The 21,647-nt window shown below is 68.7% G+C and carries 23 protein-coding genes; 12 read left to right on the forward strand and 11 right to left on the reverse strand.

Features of this window, described 5'->3' with window-relative positions:
* Positions 1 to 58: 58 nt before the first annotated feature.
* The 7 genes from recA to VNJ48_RS09975 all read left to right on the forward strand — a co-directional run bounded on the left by recA (position 59) and on the right by VNJ48_RS09975 (position 5,390).
* Positions 59 to 1,111, forward strand: a complete 1,053-nt coding sequence (gene recA, locus VNJ48_RS09945) for a recombinase RecA (protein WP_325601608.1) — start codon at positions 59 to 61, stop codon at positions 1,109 to 1,111.
* 214 nt (positions 1,112 to 1,325) lie between these two features.
* The gene (locus VNJ48_RS09950; protein ID WP_325601610.1) at positions 1,326 to 1,901 is read left to right on the forward strand and encodes a regulatory protein RecX; all 576 of its coding nucleotides are present in this window, start codon (positions 1,326 to 1,328) and stop codon (positions 1,899 to 1,901) included.
* 15 nt (positions 1,902 to 1,916) lie between these two features.
* Entirely contained in the window at positions 1,917 to 2,687 is a 771-nt protein-coding gene (locus VNJ48_RS09955; protein WP_325601612.1) for a GNAT family N-acetyltransferase, read from the forward strand.
* Positions 2,688 to 2,791: 104 nt separating this feature from the next.
* Positions 2,792 to 3,364, forward strand: a complete 573-nt coding sequence (locus tag VNJ48_RS09960; protein ID WP_325601614.1) for a hypothetical protein — start codon at positions 2,792 to 2,794, stop codon at positions 3,362 to 3,364.
* 36 nt (positions 3,365 to 3,400) lie between these two features.
* Positions 3,401 to 4,252, forward strand: a complete 852-nt coding sequence (locus VNJ48_RS09965; RefSeq protein ID WP_325601616.1) for a PPK2 family polyphosphate kinase — start codon at positions 3,401 to 3,403, stop codon at positions 4,250 to 4,252.
* The gene (locus VNJ48_RS09970) at positions 4,249 to 5,013 is read left to right on the forward strand and encodes a HipA family kinase (protein WP_325601618.1); all 765 of its coding nucleotides are present in this window, start codon (positions 4,249 to 4,251) and stop codon (positions 5,011 to 5,013) included. The genes VNJ48_RS09965 and VNJ48_RS09970 overlap by 4 nt, the downstream gene beginning before the upstream one ends.
* On the forward strand, positions 5,010 to 5,390 hold the full coding sequence (locus VNJ48_RS09975; protein ID WP_325601620.1) for a DUF3037 domain-containing protein: 381 nt from the start codon (positions 5,010 to 5,012) through the stop codon (positions 5,388 to 5,390). The genes VNJ48_RS09970 and VNJ48_RS09975 overlap by 4 nt, the downstream gene beginning before the upstream one ends.
* 118 nt (positions 5,391 to 5,508) lie before the next feature.
* On the opposite strand, the gene VNJ48_RS09980 is transcribed toward VNJ48_RS09975, so the two are convergent.
* From VNJ48_RS09980 to VNJ48_RS10005, 6 genes are all read right to left on the reverse strand, one after another.
* A complete protein-coding gene (locus tag VNJ48_RS09980) occupies positions 5,509 to 5,643 on the reverse strand; it encodes a hypothetical protein (RefSeq protein WP_325601622.1) in 135 nt (44 codons plus the stop codon).
* A gap of 11 nt (positions 5,644 to 5,654) precedes the next feature.
* Positions 5,655 to 6,398 carry a sirohydrochlorin chelatase gene (locus VNJ48_RS09985; protein WP_325601624.1) on the reverse strand — a complete coding sequence of 248 codons (744 nt, stop codon included), beginning with the start codon at positions 6,396 to 6,398 and terminating at the stop codon, positions 5,655 to 5,657.
* Between the two features lie 70 nt (positions 6,399 to 6,468).
* The gene (locus VNJ48_RS09990) at positions 6,469 to 7,209 is read right to left on the reverse strand and encodes a phosphoadenylyl-sulfate reductase (RefSeq protein WP_325601626.1); all 741 of its coding nucleotides are present in this window, start codon (positions 7,207 to 7,209) and stop codon (positions 6,469 to 6,471) included.
* A complete protein-coding gene (locus tag VNJ48_RS09995; protein WP_325601628.1) occupies positions 7,206 to 7,373 on the reverse strand; it encodes a hypothetical protein in 168 nt (55 codons plus the stop codon). Before VNJ48_RS09995 ends, VNJ48_RS09990 begins: the two co-directional genes overlap by 4 nt.
* Position 7,374: 1 nt before the next feature.
* Positions 7,375 to 9,111 carry a nitrite/sulfite reductase gene (locus VNJ48_RS10000; RefSeq protein WP_414689937.1) on the reverse strand — a complete coding sequence of 579 codons (1,737 nt, stop codon included), beginning with the start codon at positions 9,109 to 9,111 and terminating at the stop codon, positions 7,375 to 7,377.
* Between the two features lie 303 nt (positions 9,112 to 9,414).
* Positions 9,415 to 11,574: an arylsulfotransferase family protein gene (locus VNJ48_RS10005; RefSeq protein WP_325601630.1), complete on the reverse strand. Its 2,160-nt coding sequence runs from the start codon at positions 11,572 to 11,574 to the stop codon at positions 9,415 to 9,417.
* A gap of 84 nt (positions 11,575 to 11,658) precedes the next feature.
* Here VNJ48_RS10005 and VNJ48_RS10010 point away from each other — a divergent pair, with 84 nt between their 5' ends.
* The 4 genes from VNJ48_RS10010 to VNJ48_RS10025 all read left to right on the forward strand — a co-directional run bounded on the left by VNJ48_RS10010 (position 11,659) and on the right by VNJ48_RS10025 (position 15,176).
* On the forward strand, positions 11,659 to 13,107 hold the full coding sequence (locus tag VNJ48_RS10010) for a glycine hydroxymethyltransferase (RefSeq protein WP_325601632.1): 1,449 nt from the start codon (positions 11,659 to 11,661) through the stop codon (positions 13,105 to 13,107).
* Positions 13,108 to 13,184: 77 nt separating this feature from the next.
* Positions 13,185 to 14,462 (forward strand): hypothetical protein, encoded by a 1,278-nt coding sequence (locus tag VNJ48_RS10015; protein WP_325601634.1) that lies wholly within the window; start codon positions 13,185 to 13,187, stop codon positions 14,460 to 14,462.
* Positions 14,462 to 14,863 carry a hypothetical protein gene (locus VNJ48_RS10020; RefSeq protein ID WP_325601636.1) on the forward strand — a complete coding sequence of 134 codons (402 nt, stop codon included), beginning with the start codon at positions 14,462 to 14,464 and terminating at the stop codon, positions 14,861 to 14,863. Before VNJ48_RS10015 ends, VNJ48_RS10020 begins: the two co-directional genes overlap by 1 nt.
* Complete coding sequence (locus tag VNJ48_RS10025; protein WP_325601638.1) at positions 14,853 to 15,176, forward strand: hypothetical protein; 324 nt, start codon at positions 14,853 to 14,855, stop codon at positions 15,174 to 15,176. Before VNJ48_RS10020 ends, VNJ48_RS10025 begins: the two co-directional genes overlap by 11 nt.
* Before the next feature lie 115 nt (positions 15,177 to 15,291).
* Here VNJ48_RS10025 and glgA read toward each other — a convergent pair whose 3' ends face one another.
* Positions 15,292 to 16,479, reverse strand: a complete 1,188-nt coding sequence (gene glgA / locus VNJ48_RS10030) for a glycogen synthase (protein ID WP_325601639.1) — start codon at positions 16,477 to 16,479, stop codon at positions 15,292 to 15,294.
* Positions 16,480 to 16,541: 62 nt separating this feature from the next.
* Here glgA and glgC point away from each other — a divergent pair, with 62 nt between their 5' ends.
* On the forward strand, positions 16,542 to 17,807 hold the full coding sequence (gene glgC, locus VNJ48_RS10035) for a glucose-1-phosphate adenylyltransferase (RefSeq protein WP_325601641.1): 1,266 nt from the start codon (positions 16,542 to 16,544) through the stop codon (positions 17,805 to 17,807).
* Here glgC and VNJ48_RS10040 read toward each other — a convergent pair.
* The 4 genes from VNJ48_RS10040 to VNJ48_RS10055 all read right to left on the reverse strand — a co-directional run bounded on the left by VNJ48_RS10040 (position 17,792) and on the right by VNJ48_RS10055 (position 21,641).
* The gene (locus VNJ48_RS10040; RefSeq protein WP_325601643.1) at positions 17,792 to 19,027 is read right to left on the reverse strand and encodes an RNA polymerase sigma factor; all 1,236 of its coding nucleotides are present in this window, start codon (positions 19,025 to 19,027) and stop codon (positions 17,792 to 17,794) included. The genes glgC and VNJ48_RS10040 overlap by 16 nt on opposite strands.
* Entirely contained in the window at positions 19,024 to 19,380 is a 357-nt protein-coding gene (locus VNJ48_RS10045) for a hypothetical protein (protein WP_325601645.1), read from the reverse strand. Before VNJ48_RS10045 ends, VNJ48_RS10040 begins: the two co-directional genes overlap by 4 nt.
* Positions 19,377 to 19,739: a YciI family protein gene (locus VNJ48_RS10050; RefSeq protein ID WP_325601646.1), complete on the reverse strand. Its 363-nt coding sequence runs from the start codon at positions 19,737 to 19,739 to the stop codon at positions 19,377 to 19,379. Before VNJ48_RS10050 ends, VNJ48_RS10045 begins: the two co-directional genes overlap by 4 nt.
* A 138-nt stretch (positions 19,740 to 19,877) precedes the next feature.
* The gene (locus tag VNJ48_RS10055) at positions 19,878 to 21,641 is read right to left on the reverse strand and encodes an ATP-binding protein (protein ID WP_325601648.1); all 1,764 of its coding nucleotides are present in this window, start codon (positions 21,639 to 21,641) and stop codon (positions 19,878 to 19,880) included.
* Positions 21,642 to 21,647 lie beyond the last annotated feature (6 nt).

Raw genomic sequence — 21,647 nt, forward strand, 5'->3', positions numbered from 1 at the left:
GGCTCGCTCTAGCGTCGCCGACGTACCTGACATCCGACACGTAGAGAAGGACACGCACATGGCCGGTGGAGACCGCGAGAAGGCGCTGGATGCAGCGCTCGCCAACATCGAGAAGTCGTTCGGCAAGGGCTCGGTCATGCGACTGGGCGACGAGATCCGTGCTCCGCTGGAGGTGATCCCCACCGGCTCCATCGCGCTCGACGTTGCGCTCGGTCTCGGGGGGCTTCCCCGCGGCCGCGTCGTGGAGATCTACGGTCCGGAGTCCTCGGGCAAGACCACGGTCGCCCTGCACGCGGTGGCCAACGCCCAGCGCGCCGGCGGCATCGTGGCCTTCATCGACGCCGAGCACGCGCTCGACCCCGACTACGCCAAGGCACTCGGCGTCGACACCGACGCCCTGCTCGTCTCGCAGCCCGACTCCGGTGAGCAGGCGCTCGAGATCGCCGACATGCTCGTCCGCTCCGGCGCCTTGTCGCTGGTCGTCATCGACTCGGTGGCCGCACTCGTGCCCCGGGCCGAGATCGAGGGCGAGATGGGCGACAGCCACGTCGGCCTCCAGGCCCGACTGATGAGCCAGGCACTGCGCAAGATGACCGGTGCCCTGAGCAACTCCGGCACCACGATGATCTTCATCAACCAGCTGCGCGAGAAGATCGGCGTCATGTTCGGCTCGCCCGAGACCACGACCGGTGGCAAGGCGCTGAAGTTCTACTCATCGGTTCGTCTCGACGTGCGCCGCATCGAGACGCTGAAGGACGGCACCGACATGGTCGGCAACCGCACCCGCGTCAAGGTCGTGAAGAACAAGGTCGCGCCGCCGTTCAAGCAGGCCGAGTTCGACATCATGTACGGCAAGGGAATCAGTCGCGAAGGCGGCCTGATCGACGTCGGCGTCGAGGCCGGACTCGTCCGCAAGGCCGGCGCTTGGTACACCTACGAGGGCGACCAGCTCGGCCAGGGCAAGGAGAACGCCCGCACGTTCCTCAAGGACAACCCGGACCTGGCCAACGAGCTGGAGAAGAAGATTCTCGAAAAGCTCGGTGTCGGGCCGTCCGTCGACGCTCCGGCTGACGACCTGTCGGATGAGCCCATCGGTGTGAATGACTTCTGAGCGGCCCGGGCGGGCGGCTCGAGCAGCAGGCGAGGACCGTCCGGCGCCGGCGTGGGCGGGTGACGTCCACGTCGGTGTCGAGGCGTGGACGAGGTCGTCGAGGTTGTCGAAGTCCGGGACCCCGGACTCCGACGATCCGGGGGAACCCTTCGAGCGGGTTCCGAGCCGCCGGTCCGGACGTCGCTCCAGCCGGTCCCGCGATCGCGTTGCGAGCATGTCCGAAGAGCGCCCGACCAGTCGGGCCCCCGCACCTCCCGACGTCGAGTCCCAGGGCCCGCCGGCCGACCCCGAGTCGGTGGCCCGCAAGATCCTGCTCGATGCGTTGACCGGTCAAGCCAGATCGCGCAAGGAGCTGGCGGACAAGCTGGCGAAGAAGGACGTCCCTGCTGAGCTCGCCGAGAGGTTGCTCGACCGGTTCGAGGAGGTCGGTCTGATCGACGACGAGGCCTTCGCCCGCGCGTGGATCGCTTCTCGCCAGCCCGGGAAGGGCCTGGCTCGTCGCGCCCTGGCCCAAGAACTCCGGCGCAAGGGCATCGTGGACGACGTGGCCCGCGAGGCGCTGGACGAGATCGATCCCGGCGACGAGGAGGCGGCAGCACGGATCCTGGTCCGCAAGAAGCTGCGCTCGCTGGCGGGGGTCGACCAGCACAAGGCCACCCGGCGCCTGGTCGGTCTGCTCGCGCGCAAGGGCTACGGCGGCGCCATGGCGTTCGCCATCGTCAAGGAAGAGCTGCGGCAGCACGGTGAGGAGCAGCTCGACCTGCACCCCGATGCGTTCGCCGGCGAGTAGCTCTAGGCTCGGGGGATGCCGGAGGTCTCGGGGGTTCGCCAGGTGCTTGCCTCGACCGATGCCAAGGACATGAGCGTCCGGCTGGTCGTCACCCAGGGCGACCACCAGCTCGTCGGGGTGGTGCGAGACGGTGAGTCCTGGCGCGCGGCTGCGGAGCGCACCGCCGGTGCCCTGAGCGGTGAGCCCGTTGCCGTCGACCTCAGCGGCGACGTCAAGCAGTTCGCCATCGAGCACGACCGGGTCGTAAGCCTGCGGGCCATGACCCGAGGTGACCTGCCCCAAGTCGCCCGGTGGCGCCAGCAACCACACGTCCAGCGGTGGTGGTCCGACGAGGGCGAGCCAACGCTCGAGGGAGTCACCGAGAAATACGGCGAGAGGATCGACGGCACCACTCCGACCCGCATGTGGGTTGCGGAGGTGAACGGCCGGTCGGTGGGATTCGTCCAGGACTATCGCCTGAGTGACTACCCGGACTACGCGCTGCTCGCCCCGGACCCGGAAGCGATCGGCGTCGACTACGCCATCGGTGAATCTGAGTGGGTCGGTCGTGGTCTGGGCGTCAGGATCCTGTGGGCCTGGATGCTCAAGATTGAGCACCGGCTGCCCGACGCCAGGTGCTACTTCGCTGCTCCCGACCACCGCAACGCGGCCAGCCTGCGCATGCTCGAGAAGCTCGGGTTCGAGCGCGGCGTGTGGTTCGACGAGCCGCGCAGCGACGGGGCTGTCGACACGGTTGTCGGCTGGAGCCTCGACGTCAGCCGGGTGTTGGGCGTGGCGACCCCATGACGACACGACTGGACCCGTCCGACGAATTGCCGACACTTGGCCCCGCTTTCGCCTAATATCCCTCCGGGGCGGATCGACCGACCCGCCACAAGGGGGAAAACATCATGAGCCAGCCTGCTTCACCACCGGAACAGACCGGGGAACCGGACGCGGACAGTCAGTACCCGACCCCCGAACAGTCGCCGGGCAGCGTGGTCGACGACCAAGTCCAACTCGCCACTCCGCGGCGCGAGCGGGTCGTCCTGGGCTTGGCGGCCGCACTCGTCGGCCTCCTGGTTGGCGCGGGCGTCACCCTGGCCCTGTGGAACTTCGGTTTCATCGCCTCGATCACCAGCTTTATCATGGCCGCCGGGGCCACCTTCCTCTACGGCGTGGCGGCCGGTGCGCCCCCGCGTCGGGGCGTTGTTCCGCTGATCCTGCTGGTGGTCACCGGAGTCGTCGCGACCTTCTTCCTGCTCGTGGGCTACGACGCTGCGCTGGCGTACGACGACGTCACGGCAGGCATGCCTGCTGATCAGATCGGCATGGGCATGGGCAAGGGTGAGTTCGTGCGGACGTCGATCTTCGACGGCGAAGTCCTCAAGGCGTACGGCAAGGACATGGCGTTCTTCTTCGGTTTCGCCGTCCTGGGCATGTGGACCACACTCAAGAATGTGCTGGGCAGCGCGGCCGACTGACGCGAGGCGCAGGTGGTTGTGCGCCATGATGTGCCCATGACCGATGCGATCGCCGAGACCGTCCGCCTTCCCATCGGCCCCGTTGATCTGACGACCATCGAGACGGACGCCGCTCCCGGGTTCTCGGGGACGAAGTCCGACGGCAAGGCTGCCCTGGCCGAGATTGCTGACGACCTTGCCGGCCTGCAGGAGCGATTGTGGGCGGAGGGGACGTCCGGTTCGCGGCGCCGGATCCTGTTGGTGCTCCAAGGCATGGACACCTCCGGCAAGGGCGGCGTGCTTCGCCACGCCGTGGGTCTGATCGATCCCCAAGGTGTGCGCATCACGAGCTTCAAGGCGCCGACGGACGCTGAGCTGAAGCACGACTTCCTCTGGCGCATCAAGAAAGGGCTGCCCGAAGCGGGCTACGTCGGAGTCTTCGACCGATCGCACTACGAGGACGTGCTGATCGCCAAGGTCCGCGGCTACGCGGAGCCGGAGGAGATCGAGCGCCGCTACGACGCCATCAACGACTTCGAAGCAGGACTGGCCGCCGAGGGCACCACGATCATCAAGTGCATGCTCCACATCAGTCCCGAGAAGCAGAAGGAGCGTCTGAAGGCGCGTCTGGACAAGCCGGAGAAGCACTACAAGTACAACCCCGGCGACCTCGACGAGCGAGCGCACTGGTCGAAGTATCAGAATGCCTACGAGATCGCGCTCGAGCGCACCAACACCGACCTCGCGCGCTGGCACGTCATCCCCTCCGACAAGAAGTGGTTCCGTAATCTCGCGGTCGCCGAGCTCCTGCTCGCGACATTGCGCGGCATGGACCTGCAGTGGCCCCTCGCCGACTTCGACGTCGAGGCCCAGAAGCAACGGATGTTCGACGAGACTCCGCCGGCGTGATCTCGACGGTCGACGTGACGCGTTACGTCACGCCCCTCCGCGAAGGTGGGAGCCTTCCCGGCATCGTGGAGGCCGAAGACCTAGGCACCTACGTCTGCAAGTTCCGCGGCGCTGGACAGGGTCTCAAGGTGCTGGTTGCCGAAGTCATCGTCAGCGAGCTCGCGCGGCGCATCGGCCTGCGCACCCCTCGCCTGGTGGCGCTCAGGTTGCATCCCGAGATCGCTCGCTACGAAGCGGACGAGGAGGTCCAGGACCTCCTCAATGCCAGCCGCGGCCTCAACCTCGGTGTCGACTTCCTCCCGGGCGCCTTCGGCTTCGACACGGACTCGACGACGGATCCCGACGAGGCCGCTGCGGTGCTCTGGCTGGACTCCTTCACGGCCAATGTCGACCGATCCTGGAAGAACCCCAACCTGCTGGTGTGGCACGGCGATCTCTGGGTGATCGACCACGGCGCCTCCCTGTACTTCCACCACGGGTGGGCAGGTGGCGTGACCGACCCGGATCGCTTCGCCCAACAGCCCTGGGACATCAGCGAGCACGTCATGAAGGACCGCGTGGGCGACCTCCCGTCCGTCGACCAGCGGATCGGTGGGTTGCTCGACCGGGACGTCTTCATCGCTGTCCTCGAGCAGGTCCCAGGCGTTTGGCTCGAGTCGGTGCCGGGTGCGTCGACGCCGCCCGAGCTGCGTGCGGCGTACGTCGAGTTCCTCAGCGCCCGCCTGGCCACCCGAGCCTGGCTGCCGGGTGCATCGTCGTGAGTCGGATCGCCTACCAATACGTCGTCCTGCGTTGCGTGCCGAGGCCCGAGCGCGAGGAGTTCATCAACGTCGGGGTCGTCGTCCACTGCCAGTCGCGCGACTTCCTCGACTCCGTATGGCGATGCGATCCCGCTCGGCTGCACGCGCTCGACCCCGGACTGGACGTGGACGCCGTTCGCTCCGCGCTGCGATTCGTCGAAGCGGTGTGCCGAGGTGAGGAGCGCGGGGGAGCCGCCTCGGCGCAGTCCCTGGGGCAGCGTTTCGGTTTCCTCAAGGCGCCGAGGAGCACGGTGCTCCAGCCCGGACCGGTCCACGGCGGCTTGACCGCAGACCCGGCCCGGCAGCTCGAGCGGCTGCTCGAGCGGCTGGTGGGCTGAAGCCCAAGGAGCCTTGTGGGGACGAGATCCGCGTGGGGACCCGACGTCGTCGGGACCCCACCCGGAAGGTCGAGCGAGCTGTCTCGTCGCGAGGACGTGAGCCCTGCGCGGCCAGGGCTCAGGGAGCCTTGTAGGCCCAGACGTACCGGATCAGCACCTCGCCGGCAGCAGCCGACCTGGCCAAGATGTAGAAGCCGCTGTTGTCGGCACCGTCACGGCCGGAGGGCCGCCCGGCCGGGGATGGTGGTAGCACCAGTGCGAGGTCTAGACCGGCACGAGCTCCACTGCACCGACGGCGTAGCGGGCCAGCACCACACGGGCCACCTCCGGGTGCGCGCCGAGCGGTGCGGACACGGCGACGGCGCCGGCCTCGAGGGCGAGCTCGGCGGCCCGGTCGCCCAGGAACCCGGGTGCGAGGAAGAACGACGCGACCGCGATGTGGCGACGACCTTCTGCCCGGAAAGCCCGGACGGCCTCACCGGCAGCGGGAGGAGCCGCGGAGGCGAAGGCAGCCGTGACGGGCAGCTTGTGGCGAGTGCCCCATGTGCGTGCAAGCCTCGCCACGGCCTGGTTGGCCAGCGGGTCCGACGAGCCGGCAGCGGCAAGGACGAGCGCGTCGAGCTCACGCACCCGGGCCTCCTTGAGTGCCTCGCGCAGGCGCACGTCGAGCACCTCGAGGAACGCCGTCTCCATGCCGAGCACCCGGGTGGCCCGGATCCTGAGGTTCTTGTGCCGTGCGGTCGCTGCGGCGACAGCCTCCGGGACGTCGACCTTCGCGTGGAAGGCCTCGGTGAGCAGCAGGGGCACGACCACGATCTCGTCGAACCCGGCCTTGACCAGGCGGTCGACCACCGTGTCGAACGACGGCTTGGACAGGTCCAGGAACGCGGTCTCGACGCGCAGGTCGGGGCGCATGGCCTTGACCTCGGCCACGAGGGCCTTGATCGTTGTGGCCGAACGAGGATCCCGGCTTCCGTGAGCCAGGGCAACCAGTGCAGGAGCGGCCATCAGAGAGGCCTCCCATCTCGGGTGGTGGGGAACAGGTCGACGTCGTTGTCGTTGGGGTCGAGGAAAGTCATCAGTGGATACCGCACTCGGTCTTGGTCGTGCCGGCCCAGCGACCGCTGCGCGGGTCGTCACCGGGAGCCACGCGCCGCGTGCACGGCCAGCACCCGATGCTGGGGTAGTTGTCGTAGACCAGCGGATTGACGAGCACGCCGTTGTCCGCGATGTAGGTGTCGATCTGCTCGTCACTCCATCGCGCGAGGGGGGAGACCTTGACCTTGCCCTTGCGGGCGTCCCAGCCGACGACGGGCGCGATCACGCGGTTGTGGGTCTCGGCGCGGCGAAGCCCGGTTGCCCAGGCGTCGTAGCCGGCCAGTGACTCGGCCAGGGGCTGGACCTTGCGCAGCTTGCAGCACAGGTCAGGATCGGTCTTGTAGAGGTCCTTGCCGTACGCCGCATCCTGCTCGGCGACGCTCTGGACCGGCGTGATGGTGATCAGGTTGACCGGGAGTGTCGCCTCGACAGCGTCCCGGGTCCCGATCGTCTCCGCGAAGTGATATCCCGTGTCGAGGAAGACGACGTCCAGGCCGGGAGCGACCTTGGCGGCGAGGTGCGCGAGCACGGCGTCGCCCATCGAGGAGGTCACGCAGAAGCGCTCACCAAAGGTCGCAGCCGCCCATTCGATGATGTTCTCGGCCGGTGCGAGCTCGAGTTCGGCACCGACGTGGGAGACCAGCTCGCGCAGTTCCTCGGGAGTACGCCCCGCCGTGTGGGTGCCCTTGAAGTCGCGGGCCGCTTGGGTGGAGAGACTCATTGCTCGTCCCCCGATGATGCCGGGGACGCGTTGGATCGGACCAGGCCGAGGTACTTCACGCTGAAGGCACGCAGGCAGGAACGGCACTCCCACCCCTCCTCCAGCGGCCACAGGTTCGTGTCCGCGCAGTAGGGGCAGTGCTGTGCTGCAGCGCGTTCGCTCATGTCAGTCCGCTTCCCCGCGCAGGTGGACCTCGTCGGCCCGGGCTGCCCAGGTCGCGAAGCTCTCGCCCTCGACGCGGTCGGCGAGGTAGCCGTTGACCACGTGGGTGATGTAGTCGTCCAGGCCGGCACTGGTGATCTTGTGGGCACGCAGCTTGCGGCCGAAGTTGGCCTGGAGCCCCAGGGCGCCACCGAGGTGCACCTGGAAGCCCTCGACCTGGTTGCCGTCCTCGTCCATGACGAGCTGACCCTTGAGGCCGATGTCTGCCACCTGGGTCCTGGCGCACGCGTTGGGGCAGCCGTTCACGTTGACCGTGATCGCGGTGTCGAGGTCGGGGAAGCGCTTCTCGAGCTCAGTCACGAGCTTGCGGGAGCGTTCCTTGGTGTCGACGATCGCGAGCTTGCAGAACTCGATGCCGGTGCAGGCCATCGTGTTCCGGCGCCAGTTGCTCGGACGCGCGGTGAGACCGATCGTCTCCAGGTCATCGGCGAAGGCCTCGGTGTCGCCGGCGTCGACCCCGAGCACCACCAGCTTCTGGTAGGCGGTCAGGCGGGCACCGAGTGCGCCGTACCTCGCCACGAGGTCGCCGAGGCGGGTCAGGGTCGTACCGTCGATCCGGCCGACGACCGGTGCGGCGCCGACGAAGAACTTGCCGTCCTTCTGCTCGTGGATGCCGATGTGGTCGCCCTGCGCGACGGGGGTCGCGGGGGACGGGTTGTCGACGAGAACGCGGTGGAGGTACTCGGTCTCGAGCACCTCCCGGAACTTCGCCAGGCCCCAGTCGGCGACGAGGAACTTCAGGCGAGCCTTGGAGCGCAGGCGGCGGTAGCCGTAGTCGCGGAAGATCGAGGCGACCCCCTCCCAGGCGTCCGGCACCTCGTCCAGTGGGATCCACACACCGAGCTTCTGCGCAAGCATCGGGTTGGTGGACAGCCCACCGCCGACCCACATGTCGAAGCCGGGGCCGAGCTCGGGGTGCACCGTGCCGACGAAGGACACGTCGTTGACCTCAGGAGCCACGTCGTGGCTCGGGTGCCCTGTCAGCGCGGTCTTGAACTTGCGCGGAAGGTTGGAGTACTCCGGGTTGTTGATGGCCCGGCGCTTGATCTCGGCCAGGGCGGAGGATCCGTCGATGATCTCGTCCCGGGCGATGCCGGCGACGGGGGAGCCGAGGAACGGGCGCGGGGAGTCGCCACAGGCCTCGATCGTGATGAGGCCGACGCCCTCGAGGCGCTCCCAGATCGCCGGGACGTCCTCGACGCGAACCCAGTGGTACTGGATGTTGTTGCGGTCGGTGATGTCCGCGGTGTTCCGGGCGTACGTCGTCGAGGTCTCGCCCAGGGCACGAAGCTGTTCAGCACCGAGGATCTGGCCGTCCGTGCGCACGCGCATCATGAAGAACCGGTCGTCGAGCTCTTCCTCCTCGAGCATCGCGGTCTTGCCGCCGTCGAAGCCGGGGGCGCGCTGCGTGTAGAGGCCCATCCAGCGGAAGCGACCGCGCAGATCGGCTGGGTCGATGGAGTCGAAGCCGCGCTTGGAATAGATGTTCTCGATGCGGGCCCGGACGTTGAGGGGGTTGTCGTCCTTCTTGGACTGCTCGTTCTTGTTCAACGGCTCGCTGTAGCCCAGAGCCCACTGGCCCTCGCCGCGCTTGCGGCGCACGGGCTTGGCCTGAGCGTCGGCCGGGGTTCCGGCCGGGGTGTCGACGGGTGCGGCGGGGGTGGCGGGGGTGGCGGTCACGGTGTTCGTGTCCTTCTTCGCTGAGGGCCGCGCGCGACGATGAGCGCGGTGAGGTGCGGGGTGGCTGGGCGGCGGATCAGCGATGCCAACACATCGAGCTGCGCGTACGACCGAAGTCCACGTGGCGTCGAACCACGAGGAACTTGGACGTCACAGCAAGAGTCATGTCAAGGAGTCTCAACTCTCGGACAGCATGTCCACAAGACGAAATCTCAAGATGAGAGACGGGCCGCCACATGCTGAGATGAGCGGGCCGTTTCAGGCGCGGGATTCACTGCGGTGCGGCGTACGTCACACTGGAGCTCAGCCTCGAGGGACCAGCAGGACGAGGTCTCTCAGACCACTGCCGCCGGATCTCAACGCCAACGTCCACCGGTCCGCACCGGGGCCTACAGCGGTGATCTGTGCCCTGATGCGGACACTTTGGCCGGGCGCCAGCGCCGGAGTGCGCCAACCGCGGGACACTGCGCGGGTCCGGTCCTTGCCGTCCGAGCGGTAGCTCACGACGACGGCACCGTTCGCGACGGTGTCGGAGCCGCGCAGCCAGAGACGGCCACGCGTCTCGCCGCGGTTGGTCAGACGCAGCACGACGACACGCGTGCCCGGGGCACGGGGAAGGTCCACCTTGGCCACCTGGCGAGTCGGGGAGTAGGCCCGGGAGCCCACCCACGACCCGCGTGCCGGGCGTACCGCCAGATCGGGCCGTGGGCCCGCAAGCGTCGGAGGCACGGCCGGGACTGGCGGGACTGGCGGGACTGCCGGGATTGCCGGTGTCGGTGCCGGTGCCGGTGCCACCACGGTGTACGTGCGCGTGACGGTGGTCCGGCGGCCCGAACCGTCCCGGGCCACCACCTGCCAGGTGTGGTGGCCGGGGGTTGTGGTGTCGAGCCGTCGTCCCGCCGGTCCGACGCAGGTCTGGAGCGTCGAGCCGCCGCGGTCCTCGCAGGCGAACGACACCGGCACCTCGGCCCCCTGTGGGACCGACAGCCCGTCGACGGGACCGTCCAAGGTGACCTCGGGGTCGAACCCGTCGCGCTCAGGCACCAATGCGGCGCGATAGCTGATGTAGTGCCGCGGCTGCTGTCCTCCTTCGGAGAAGCGTTCGTCGGTGAGGCTCCAGATGATCTCACCGGACGCGTCGGTCTCTGACGTCATGGCCGTACCGTCGGCCGACCAACCGATGAGCACGTTGCCGTTCGCGACGCGGGCAGCTGAGCCCATGAACCACGAGAAGCGACCGCTGGGTCCGTAGGTGCGTACGGGCTCCGCGGCTGTGCCGGACAGCTTGAACTCGACCACGCGGGTCGTCTGACGGGACACGGGAGGACCCGCCGGAGCAGCGGGGTCCACGCACAGCCTGCCGAAGAACTCGGTGGATCCGTTGTCGAACATCAGCACGTTGCCGTTGGGCAGGATCGATGCCGAGTGCTGCGCACAGGGGCCGCCGTCGCCGGACGGGAAGGTGAAGTCGCTGTCTCGTCCGCCGAGCTTCCAGATGACGTCACCCGGCTGGTGGCCGTCGTGCGCGCGGCTGGCGATGAGGAAGACCGAGCTCAGGTGTCGGAAGGACGCCAGCACGTCGCCGTTGGGCTGGACGTCGATGGAGTTGATGTGTGCGTAGTCAGGGTCGGTGGGGGTGACCGTCTCGGCGGCGTATGGCGCACTCGACCACTCGAAGTCCACCTGACCATCTGGCGTGACGTGCTGGATGATCGAGTCCTCGAGACCGGTCTGGGCGTTCGGCTCGTAGGCCGTCAGCCAGCGAGACCCGTCGCGCTCGAGGACTGAGTCGTGGTCGTCGGTCTGGACGAGACCGGTGGTCTCGATCCGCCGGGTCTCGCGGAACTGGTCGTCCAGCACCACGAGCGCGTAGCCGCTGCGGCCAGGACTCGTGGTCGGCCTGTGCACGGTGAAGTCGCCGCTGCGGGCCATCTTGAAGTCGAGAGCGCGCTGGTGGTGCTCGAACGTGTGAACAGGGACGCCGTGCCGGTCGAGGATTGCGTCATAGCGCGGTGAGCCAGCGTCGAATCTGTTCAGGTTGACAGCGATGTTGCCGGGGGCGAGGGCGGCCGCAGTCCGGGATGCGGACAGCTTGGGAAAGGCGGCCGGCAGGACATAGAGAGCGAAGGCGCGGCGATTGCCGGCTCCGTCGTCGGTGAAGACCGAGATCTCGTCGCCGGGCCGGACGCTGGTGAAGTCGGCCGACCCGTCGGGGTCCGGGACGCCGTTGAACCACACGTGCTCGGAGCCCGTCACGTCGACGTGGATCGTGCCGTCGTCGGCGGGATGCACGGCATAGCGCCTGACGTCTGGGTCGAACTCCGGGTAGAACCAGGATGAGCCCGTGACGGCCATCGACAGTTGGCCCGCCGCGTGCGCGGGCGTCGGAAGGTTCCCGACGGCCGGCAGAAGTGCCATGGTCAGTCCCACCATCGCAGTCATGGCCCAGGTGCGTGCTCGCATCGTGTCTCAGCTCCTCGCCTCGGACGCTATCCCGCTGCTGACACGGTGTCTTCGGAACCTGGGACGACGTCTAGGCTGACGACCATGACGGATGCCACCCTGTCCCAGCTCACCTCCGGCGCCTACGAGCAGGCGCTGAAAGTCATCGAGTCGGTGGAGCCGCGGATCGCGGCAGCCACCCGCCAGGAGCTGGCCGACCAGCGGGGCTCGCTCAAGCTGATCGCCTCGGAGAACTACGCCTCGCCGGCCGTGCTGCTGACGATGGGCACCTGGTTCAGCGACAAGTACGCCGAGGGCACGGTCGGCCACCGCTTCTACGCCGCCTGCCAGAACGTCGACACCGTCGAGTCGCTCGCCGCCGAGCACGCCCGCGAGCTGTTCGGGGCGCCGTACGCCTATGTCCAGCCGCACTCGGGGATCGATGCCAACCTCGTCGCCTTCTGGTCGATCCTCGCCAACCGCGTCGAGACCCCCTTCCTGGAGAAGATGCGCGCCAAGAACGTCAACGAGCTGACCGAGGCCGACTGGGAGGCGCTGCGCCACGAGTTCGGCAACCAGCGACTGCTGGGAATGTCGCTCGACGCGGGTGGGCACCTCACCCACGGCTTCCGTCCCAACATCAGCGGCAAGATGTTCCACCAGCAGCAGTACGGCACCGACCCCGAGACCGGGATGCTGGACTACGACGTCGTGGCCGCCAAGGCCCGGGAGTTCAAGCCCCTCGTGCTGGTGGCGGGCTACTCGGCGTACCCCCGGCGGGTGAACTTCGCGAAGATGCGCGAGATCGCGGACGAGGTGGGCGCGGTGCTCATGGTCGACATGGCCCACTTCGCCGGGCTGGTCGCCGGCAAGGTGTTCACCGGCGACGAGGACCCGGTCCCGCACGCCCACATCACGACCACGACGACCCACAAGTCGTTGCGCGGCCCGCGTGGAGGCATGGTGCTGGCCCAGGAGGAGTTCGCGGCCGACGTCGACCGCGGCTGCCCGATGGTGCTCGGCGGTCCCTTGTCGCACGTCATGGCAGCCAAGGCGGTCTCCTTCGCCGAGGCCCGCCAACCGTCCTTCCAGACCTACGCACAGTCGATCGCCGACAACGCCAAGTCGTTGGCCGAAGGGTTCACGTCGCGCGGTGCCCGACTCGTCACCGGAGGCACCGACAATCACATCGTGCTCCTCGACGTCTCGGGCTTCGGCCTGACCGGCCGTCAGGCCGAGTCGGCGCTGCTCGACGCCGGCGTCGTCACCAACCGCAACTCGATCCCCGGTGACCCCAACGGTGCGTGGTACACGTCCGGGATCCGGCTGGGCACGCCCGCGCTGACCACGCGCGGGTTCGGCCACGACGAGTTCGACCGGGTCGCGGAGCTGATGATCGAGGTGCTGACCAACACCCAGCCGGGCACCACCAAGGCGGGGACGGCCAGCAAGGCGTCGTACGTCCTGGCCGACGGCGTGGCCGAACGCGTACAGGCCGGGGCTGACGAGATGCTGGAGAAGCACCCGCTCTATCCCGGGCTCGTGCTGGACTGACGGGGCCACGCTGACTCGTCGGCGGCGAGATCGAGAACGGTTGGAACGTGGACCGAGGGGGAGGCTGTCAGTCATGGGTGAACAAGTGGTCATGTCACGCCGGGATCAGTAAGCTGATCCGGCTGGCCGACGAGCAGCACAAGAGCCTCCAGATGATCTGGGACTTCACCCGCGACAACGGGATGTACGAAGGCCATTGGTTCAGCAAGGGCTTCATGCAGTTGTTCGAGGACGACTACGACTCCGCCACCGACGACGTGTTCGCGTCGATGAACCAGAGCAGCACCGGCACGCGGCGGCTCGCGGAGCGGATCGGGGAAGCCCGGGACCTGCTGGAGGCCGCGGACCGTCAGGTCGAGACCAGCCTGGCAAGGCTTCACGAGGTCAACGAGGCCATCCAGGTTCCCGCGGTCGCCAAGGGCTACGCGGGGATCATCAACTACGGAGGCATGGAGGCCCAGCCCGAACATCCCCCAGGCACCGCGGTCCGGGGTTGGATGGCTCGGCCTCGAACACGATCGACGCAGTCGGCAGCATCCTGTCGATCGGCCATCACACCGACCAGATCGTCGACGGCGTCACCACCGATGAGGAGCTTGACGACTTCGTGGAGGCAAACGATGACTGACGTCACCATTGATCTGCTCGACCCGGCGTCATCCCTGGCCGCCACCTCACCCGGCGGCGGCAACTACATCGACGCGCTGCGCGATGACTGTGGCTACGTCATCCAGGGGGTCGACTGGGTGGCACGCCAGATCAACCCGAGCTGGGACCTGGTTGCCCTGATCTTCGAGCCGATCTCCGGCGACTTCGACGGCGTCCAGGCGTTGGCAGCCAACTGGCGAGCCACCGGCCATGCTCTCGGATCGCTGGGTGCCAACTACGGCGCGCTCTCCCAAGCCGTCCCGCACGTGTGGGAGGGGCGAGCGGCGGACCGCGCGGCCGGTCGGATGCTGAAGATGGGCGAGGCCTTCGACCTCCAGCGCGAGACCTGCGAGATGATGGGCGAAGCCCTTGACTGCATGCTGACTGCGACCCGGGCCGTCTGCGAGACGGTGGCGGCGCTGCTCAACCTCGTGGATGACGCAGTGGTGAAGCTGCTGGCCAGTGCGTGGGGCCTGGCCCGTGAGGTGATCAGCGGTGGCGCGACGGTCCGCAAGATCATCGGTCTCGTCGACCAGACGATCAGCCTGATCAAGACTCTCGACACGTTGGTCCCGAAGATCATCGGGGTCCTCGGTGACCTGCGCAGGCTCTTCATTGCCTTGGATGCCGCCTTCGCGCTCGGTGCGGCAGCGACCAACACCGGCCCTGGGACGAAGATCGACGACGTCGCCGGTGTCGGGTTCTGATGAGCAACCCGGACCCCGATCTCGCGTGGTTGCGGACTGCCCTGGCCGGACTCCGCGCGGACGCCGAGGAGATCCGTTCGACCGCCGCACAGATCGGTGACTCCGCGCGCGACCAGCTGGAGCAGAGTCGTCAAGAACGTGACCAGGCTCTGGCTGAGCTGGCCCGCGCAGGCCGCGACGGTGAGCTCGGCGAGTCCGGTCGGCGCCTGGCCCGCCGCGTCGAGCACGGTGAGACCACGTGGCTCGACGTGCTCCACGAGCGCGATCCCAGCCCGGAGGCCGCTGCGCTGCGTCGCTCCACAGCAACGGCGGTGGGGTCGCTCGTCGAGGAGCTTGCCGAGCAGGACCCGGAGGTACGTCACATGACCGGTCGTGGAGGGGGTTCAGCCAGTGGCTCCTAGGCAGGACGACGTCCGCGAAATACGGGCGCTTCCCTTCCGCCAGGCCTACCGGGTAGCGACCCGTGGCGCGCCCGCTGCGTGGAACAGCACGACCCACGGACTCGCCGCGATGGTGACGATGTGGATGATCCACCTCTGGCTGCTCGCCTCTCACGACGTTGGCCCGTCCGTCGTCGGCGTCGTCCTCCTGCCGGCGGGATTCGTCCTGACGACGTGGAGCTGGGTCTACTCCCGGGTTCTGCTCATGTTCCTCGGCATTGCCATCGGGTTTGTCGGTGCCGTCGGACCGTTCTGGATCTGGAACGCCACCTGAGCAGGTGCGCCGTCGCGACGAGACGCTGGACAAGCACTGGCGCTGTCCCGAAGGAGTCGGCTCCCAGCACGATGCGCAGTCGGCGGCTCACCAGATCCGGTCGTACGTCCCGCAATCAGGTGAGGGAGCGGTAGAGGGCAGTCGTCCTCTCGGCGATCGCCCCCCACCCGAAGGACTCGATCGCGCGCTCACGGCCGGCCACTCCGAACGAGCGGGCCCGGTCGGGGTCCGAGACGGCGTCGGTGAGCGCGGCGGCGAGGTCGGCGACGTACTGCTCGGGGTCGAGGGGGGTCCCGGTGCCGTCGCTGGCCTGCTCGATCGGCACCAGCCAGCCGGTCGAGCCGTCCACGACGACCTCGGGGATGCCGCCCGTCGCGGTCGCGACGACGGCCGTCTCGCACGCCATGGCCTCGAGGTTGACGATCCCCAAGGGCTCGTAGATCGAGGGGCAGGCGAACACCGTGGCTGCCGTGAGCAGCGCGACGACGTCGGCACGGGGGAGCATCTCCTCGATCCACACCACGCCGTCACGCGTGGCCGCAAGACCGTCGACGAGTGACCGGACCTCGGCCGCGATCTCGGGGGTGTCCGGAGCACCTGCGCACAGGATGAGCTGGACGTCGGCAGGCAGCTCGGCGACGGCCCGGAGGAAGAGCGGCAGGCCCTTCTGCCGGGTGATGCGACCGACGAAGATCACGCTCCGCCGGTCCGGATCGAGCCCGAGGGCGCGCACCCGGTCGGCGTCGGTCACCGGCGACCACAGGTCGGTGTCGATGCCGTTGTGGATCACCGACACCTTCGCCGGGTCCACGGAGGGATAGCTGCGCAGCACGTCGTCGCGCATCGCGGCGCTGACGGCCACGATCCCCGCCGCGCCTTCGTACGCCGTCCTCTCCACCCAGCTCGACAAGGCATAGCCGCCGCCCAGCTGCTCGGCCTTCCAAGGACGCATCGGCTCCAGGGAATGTGCGCTGACGACGTGGGGGATGCCGTGCATGAGCCCGGCGAGGTGGCCGGCCATGTTGGCGTACCACGTGTGCGAGTGGACGAGGTCCGCCCCGGCGCAGTCGTCGACCATCGCCAGGTCGACGCCCAGGGTGCGGATCGCCGGGTTGGCTTCTGCGAGCGAGCTCGGTTCGGCGTACGCCGACGTGCCGGCCTCGGTCCGCTGAGCACCGAAGCACCGGACGCGCGCCTCGATCTCGGGCCGCTGTCGCAAGGCCCGCACGAGCTCGGCCACGTGGACGCCGGCCCCTCCATAGACCTCGGGCGGGTACTCCTTGCTCAGGACGTCGACGCGCATGCCGGTGAACCTACCGGCGGTCCGGGCTGGTCGGCACCGGCCCGCCGCACTAGTTTCGAGCCATGAGTGCCGCACCCGCCCGCAAGAAGGTCCTTGCCATCGTTCTTGCCGGCGGGGAGGGCAAGCGCCTGATGCCGCTGACCGCCGACCGGGCCAAACCGGCGGTGCCGTTCGGGGGGATCTACCGCTTGATCGACTTTGCGCTGTCCAACGTCGTCAACTCGGGCTACCTCAAGGTCGTCGTTCTGACGCAGTACAAGTCCCACAGCCTCGACCGGCACGTCACCACGACGTGGCGGATGTCCAACCTGCTCGGCAACTACGTCACGCCGGTGCCGGCGCAGCAGCGCATGGGCAAGCGGTGGTACCTCGGGAGCGCGGATGCGATCTACCAGTCGCTCAACCTGCTCACCGACGAGCAACCCGACATCGTCGTGGTCGTCGGGGCCGACCACGTCTACCGGATGGACTTCTCCCAGATGGTGGCCGACCACGTCGAGTCCGGCGCCGGCTGCACGGTCGCCGCGATCCGGCAGCCGATCGGGCTCGCCGACCAGTTCGGCGTCATCGACGTCGACCCCACGAGTCCCGACCGCATCCGCGCCTTCCTGGAGAAGCCGACCGACCCTGTCGGGCTGCCCGACTCCCCGCACGAGGTGCTGGCGAGCATGGGCAACTACGTCTTCACCGCCGACGCGCTGCGTGACGCGGTCGTCCGGGACGCCGAGCTCGAGCAGTCCAAGCACGACATGGGCGGCGACATCGTGCCGTGGTTCGTCGACAAGAGCGAGTCGGCCGTCTATGACTACAAGGACAACGAGGTCCCCGGCTCGACCGACCGCGACCGCGGCTACTGGCGCGACGTCGGCACGATGCGTTCCTACTACGACGCCCACATGGACCTCGTCTCCCCGTTGCCCGTCTTCAACCTCTACAACCAGGCCTGGCCGATCTACACCAGCTATGGCCCGCATCCGCCGGCGAAGCTGGTCGAGGGAGCCAGTGGCGCGAGGGTCTCGACCTACAACTCGATCCTGTCGCCCGGCGTGGTGGTCAGCGGCGGCACCGTGAACCAGTCGGTGCTCTCACCCGCGGTCTGGGTCAAGGACGCCGCCGAGGTGTCCGACTCCGTGCTGATGGACGGCGTGCACGTCGGCGAGGGTGCCATCGTGCGCAACGCCATCATCGACAAGGGCGTGATCGTGCCTCCCGGCGCCAGGATCGGCGTCGACGCGGACGAGGACCGCGCGCGTGGCTTCGTCGTCGAGGACGGACTGACCGTGCTCGCCAAGCAGCAGCAGGTCGCAGCCCCTCAGCCCAGCGACTGACGGCGCTCGCGCAGGTGGGCGCTCTCGACGTCGTTGCGGCAGGCGGCGAGGGCCTGGTCGTAGGCCGCGCGGGCGGCGTCGTGCTGACCCGACCGGGCCAGGAGCTCGGCGCGTACGGCGGCGAGGCGGTGCGTCGTCGGGATATCCACGCCCTCCAACGCAGCCAGCCCCGCTGCCGGTCCTCGAGCCTCGGCCACGGCCACCGCGCGCGCCAGTCGCCCGCTCGGCGTCGGGGCGAGACCGAGCAGGAGGTCATGCAGGCCCACGACGTGCTCCCACCGGGTCTCCGCCGCCGACGGCGCAAGAGCGTGCTCGGCAGCAATGCGCGCCTGGAGGGTGTATGCCGCAGCCTGGCGCGTGACCGGGCCGCGCAGTGCCGGAGCGTCCAGCAGGGCGCGAGCCTCTTCGACCTCGTCGCGGTGCCACAGCTCGCGGTCCTGGTCGGGAAGCAGCACGAGTCGACCGTCGCGCACGCGCGCGTCACGCCGGGAGTGCTGGAAGAGCATCAGCGCCAACAGGGCGACGAGCACCGCCTCGCCTGGACGCAGGGCCAGCACCGAGCGGACGAGTCGGATCGCCTCGCCGGACAGGCTCGGGCGCAGGAGGTCGGTGCCCGTGCCGGGTGAGTAGCCGGCGGTGAAGGCGAGATAGGCCGTCTGGGCCACGGTGTCGATGCGCCCCGGCAGCACGGAGGAGTCGGGGACACCGAAGGGGATGCCAGCGCCGACGATGCGCTTCTTCGCCCGGGTGAGCCGAGCCGCCATCGTCGTCTCGGGCACCAGGAAGAGCCGGGCGATGTCGGGTGTCGACACCCCGAGCACCAGGCGCAGGGACAGGGCACTGGCCGCCTCCGGGGCGAGAGCCGGGTGGGAGCACATGAGCACCAGGCGCAGCAGGTCGTCCTCGACCAGCGCGCCCGGGTCGGCCATGGCGCGACCTGCTTCTGCGCGTGCCGCTTCGACGACGAGCAGCGGCTGCACCCGCTGGGCGACGGCCTCCGTGCGCAGCCGGTCGAGGATGCGCCGGCTCGCCGTGGTGTGCAGCCACGCAGCTGGTCTGTCAGGGACGCCGTCGTCGGGCCAGGCGCGAGCAGCAGCCTCCACCGCGTCGCCCAGCGCGTCCTCGACCAGGTCGAGGCGCCGGAAGCGCGCGAGGAGCAGCGCCGCAAGGCGACCCCACTCCTCGCGCACCACCTCCGCCAACGGATCCACAGGAGTCACCCGGAGACGTCGACCACGGGCGAGATCTGCATGTCGTACGGCGGCAGGACGCCCAGCAGGTCGACCAGCACGTCCAGGTGGGGGGCCTCGATGAGATAGAACCCGCCCATGCCCTCGACCACCTCGGCGTAGGGCCCCTCGGTCATCTGGAGCTGACCGCCACGCGTGCGCAGGGTCGTCGCATCACTCGCCTCTGCCAGCGCCTCGCCCGCGAGCAGCTCGACACCCTCCCGGCCGGCGCAGGCCTCGTCGAAGGCCTGGAAGAGTCCCATGGCCGTCATCTGTTCGTCGGGAGTCTGCTCGGCCCACGGCTTGACCTCGCCGTCGCCGATGAGGAGCACGAGGTACTTCACGACGGACGCTCCTCGGCAGAGACCGTGGGCACGACCTGAACGGCGTCGCCGAGGCCAGCGATGATCTTGCAACACTCCAGGAGGTCGTCGAGGTCGTCGGTCTCCACCTGGTAAAAGCCGCCCACCTGTTCGGCGCTCTCGGTGTAGGGGCCCTCGATGATCGCGAGGCTGCCGGGCTGCACCGTCCGTGCCTCGGTGCTCGACTTGAGCTCGGCACCTCCGGTGACCTTGTGGCCACGCTCGGCGAGCTGTTCTCCGAACCGGGCGTACTCGGCGTAGCCCTCGTGGCGTTCCTTCATGCTCATGGACGTCCACCAGCGGTCGGCGTCACCCACGATCAACACGACGTACTCGGTCATTGCTGTCTCCCTGCGCGTGGTTGGGTCGGGCCGCGGGTGCGACCTCACCACCATGACGGATGGAGGTCGCCTCGATCGACACCCGCAGGCAGACTTTCTCGAGATGTCCCGGGACTGGGATCGTCCGGGGGCGCGGTGTCAGTCGGCGGGGCTGGCGACGGGGAGGCGCACGGTGAAGGTCGAGCCGACCCCCAGCTCCGAGTCCACGTCGATGCGACCTCCGTGGCGTACGACGATGTGCTGGACGATCGCGAGTCCCAGACCCGTTCCGGGCCGCCCGAGGGCCGCCTCGTTGGTCGAGCGGAAGAACTCGGTGAACAGGCGCTGCTGATCGTCCTCGGAGATGCCGAGGCCCGTGTCGGCGCAGCGGAACTCGATCTCGTGTCCGACGCGCTCGAGGCTGACGACGACCGCGTCGCCGCCGTCGCCGTACTTGACGGCGTTGCTCAGCAGGTTGACCAGGGCGCGGTGGAGCTCGTCGGCGTCGCCCAGGACGAGCAGCGGGTGGAGCGACGCGCGACGATCGATGCGCACTCCCTCGCCGTCCGCCACGACCTCCACCTGGTCGAGGGCCCCGGTCAGGACGGCGTCGAGGTCGACGAGCTCTCGTCGAGGCGGGTCCTCGCTCTGCTCGAGGCGGGTCAGCTCGAGCAGGCTGTCGGTGAGCGCCCACAGACGATCGGCGCCCCTCTGGATCGCTGACATCGAGCGCAGCCCGTCGGCGGGGATGTTCGGCAGCGACGACATCAGCTCCAGGTGGCCGGTCACGGCGGTGAGGGGGTTCTTCAGCTCGTGGGAGATCGTCGCGATCATCTGGGTGCGGAAGGCGTCGAGACGCTGGAGACGCGCGGCCTCGGCGCGAACCTCGTTGGTCTCGAGCAACGCCTGGCGCAGCTTGGACTGCGCTGCCCGCTGCTCGGAGATCAACGCCTTCTCCGCTGCGTGGAACGCCTTGAAGCAGCGGAAGGCCTTCTCGAAGTCGCCCCGGGCGGCGTGCAGCTCAGCCTGCTCCTCCTCGACGTTGACGAGCACCGACGCCAACCCCGACGCCGAGCCGAGGGACCTGGACTCGTCCAGGCTGCGCTGAGCGCCGTCCAGGTCACCCAGTTTCCGCTGGATCAAGACCCTCGTCAGCAGGAACTCCGCCGGGGTCAGCGCCTCCTGCACCCCCATTGCGTGATAGACCTCAACTGCCCGGTCGATGGTCGAGATCGCGTCCTCGTAGCGGCCCAGCGCTATCTGGATCCGGGCGATGGTGTCCAAGGTGTTGGCGCGCAGGGGTGCGTCGTGGAGGCGGCAGACCTGCAGGAGCCGGTTGACGGTGGACTCGGCGGCCTCCAGGTCACCGTTGACGTACTCGGCGTAGGCACGGTTGTTCAGGCACATGACCTGCCGAGCGACCTGGCCGGCCCCGAGGGCGACCTGCTCGGCCTGCTCGTAGTGCAGGAGTGCCTCGTCCCACGAGCCGCACTCGTCCAACGCGTCTGCCAGCCGCATGAGATGCATGGCGCGCATGGCGGCCGGTGCGTCGTCGTCGAGAAGCTCGACGGCCTTGACCGCGTGCTCCAGACCCGAGGCCAGGTCGCCGACATTGCGGTAGGTCCACGCGATGTTGAGGTGGCTTCGCGCCAACAACCTGGTGTGACCGTGGGCGGCGGCGAGCTCGTTGACCTCCTGCATCCTTCTCATCGCCTCCGCCAGCTCCCCGCGGCGTCCCGAAATCTCCGCTGCGAGCAGCCGGGCGCGCCAGATGAGTTCCTGGTCCTGAGCGGCGACGGCTGCCCGCTCCAACTGGGTGACCTCGTCCTCGTTGATCAGGCCGTAGCCGGGCTGGTCCTCGAGGGCCAGCAGGGCGCGATCGAGCTCGTCGCGGCTCCGGAGGCTCGTCAGGGCGTTGTTCACCGGTTC

Source organism: Nocardioides sp., assembly GCF_035576065.1.
In the GTDB taxonomy this organism is placed as follows: Bacteria; Actinomycetota; Actinomycetes; order Propionibacteriales; family Nocardioidaceae; genus Nocardioides.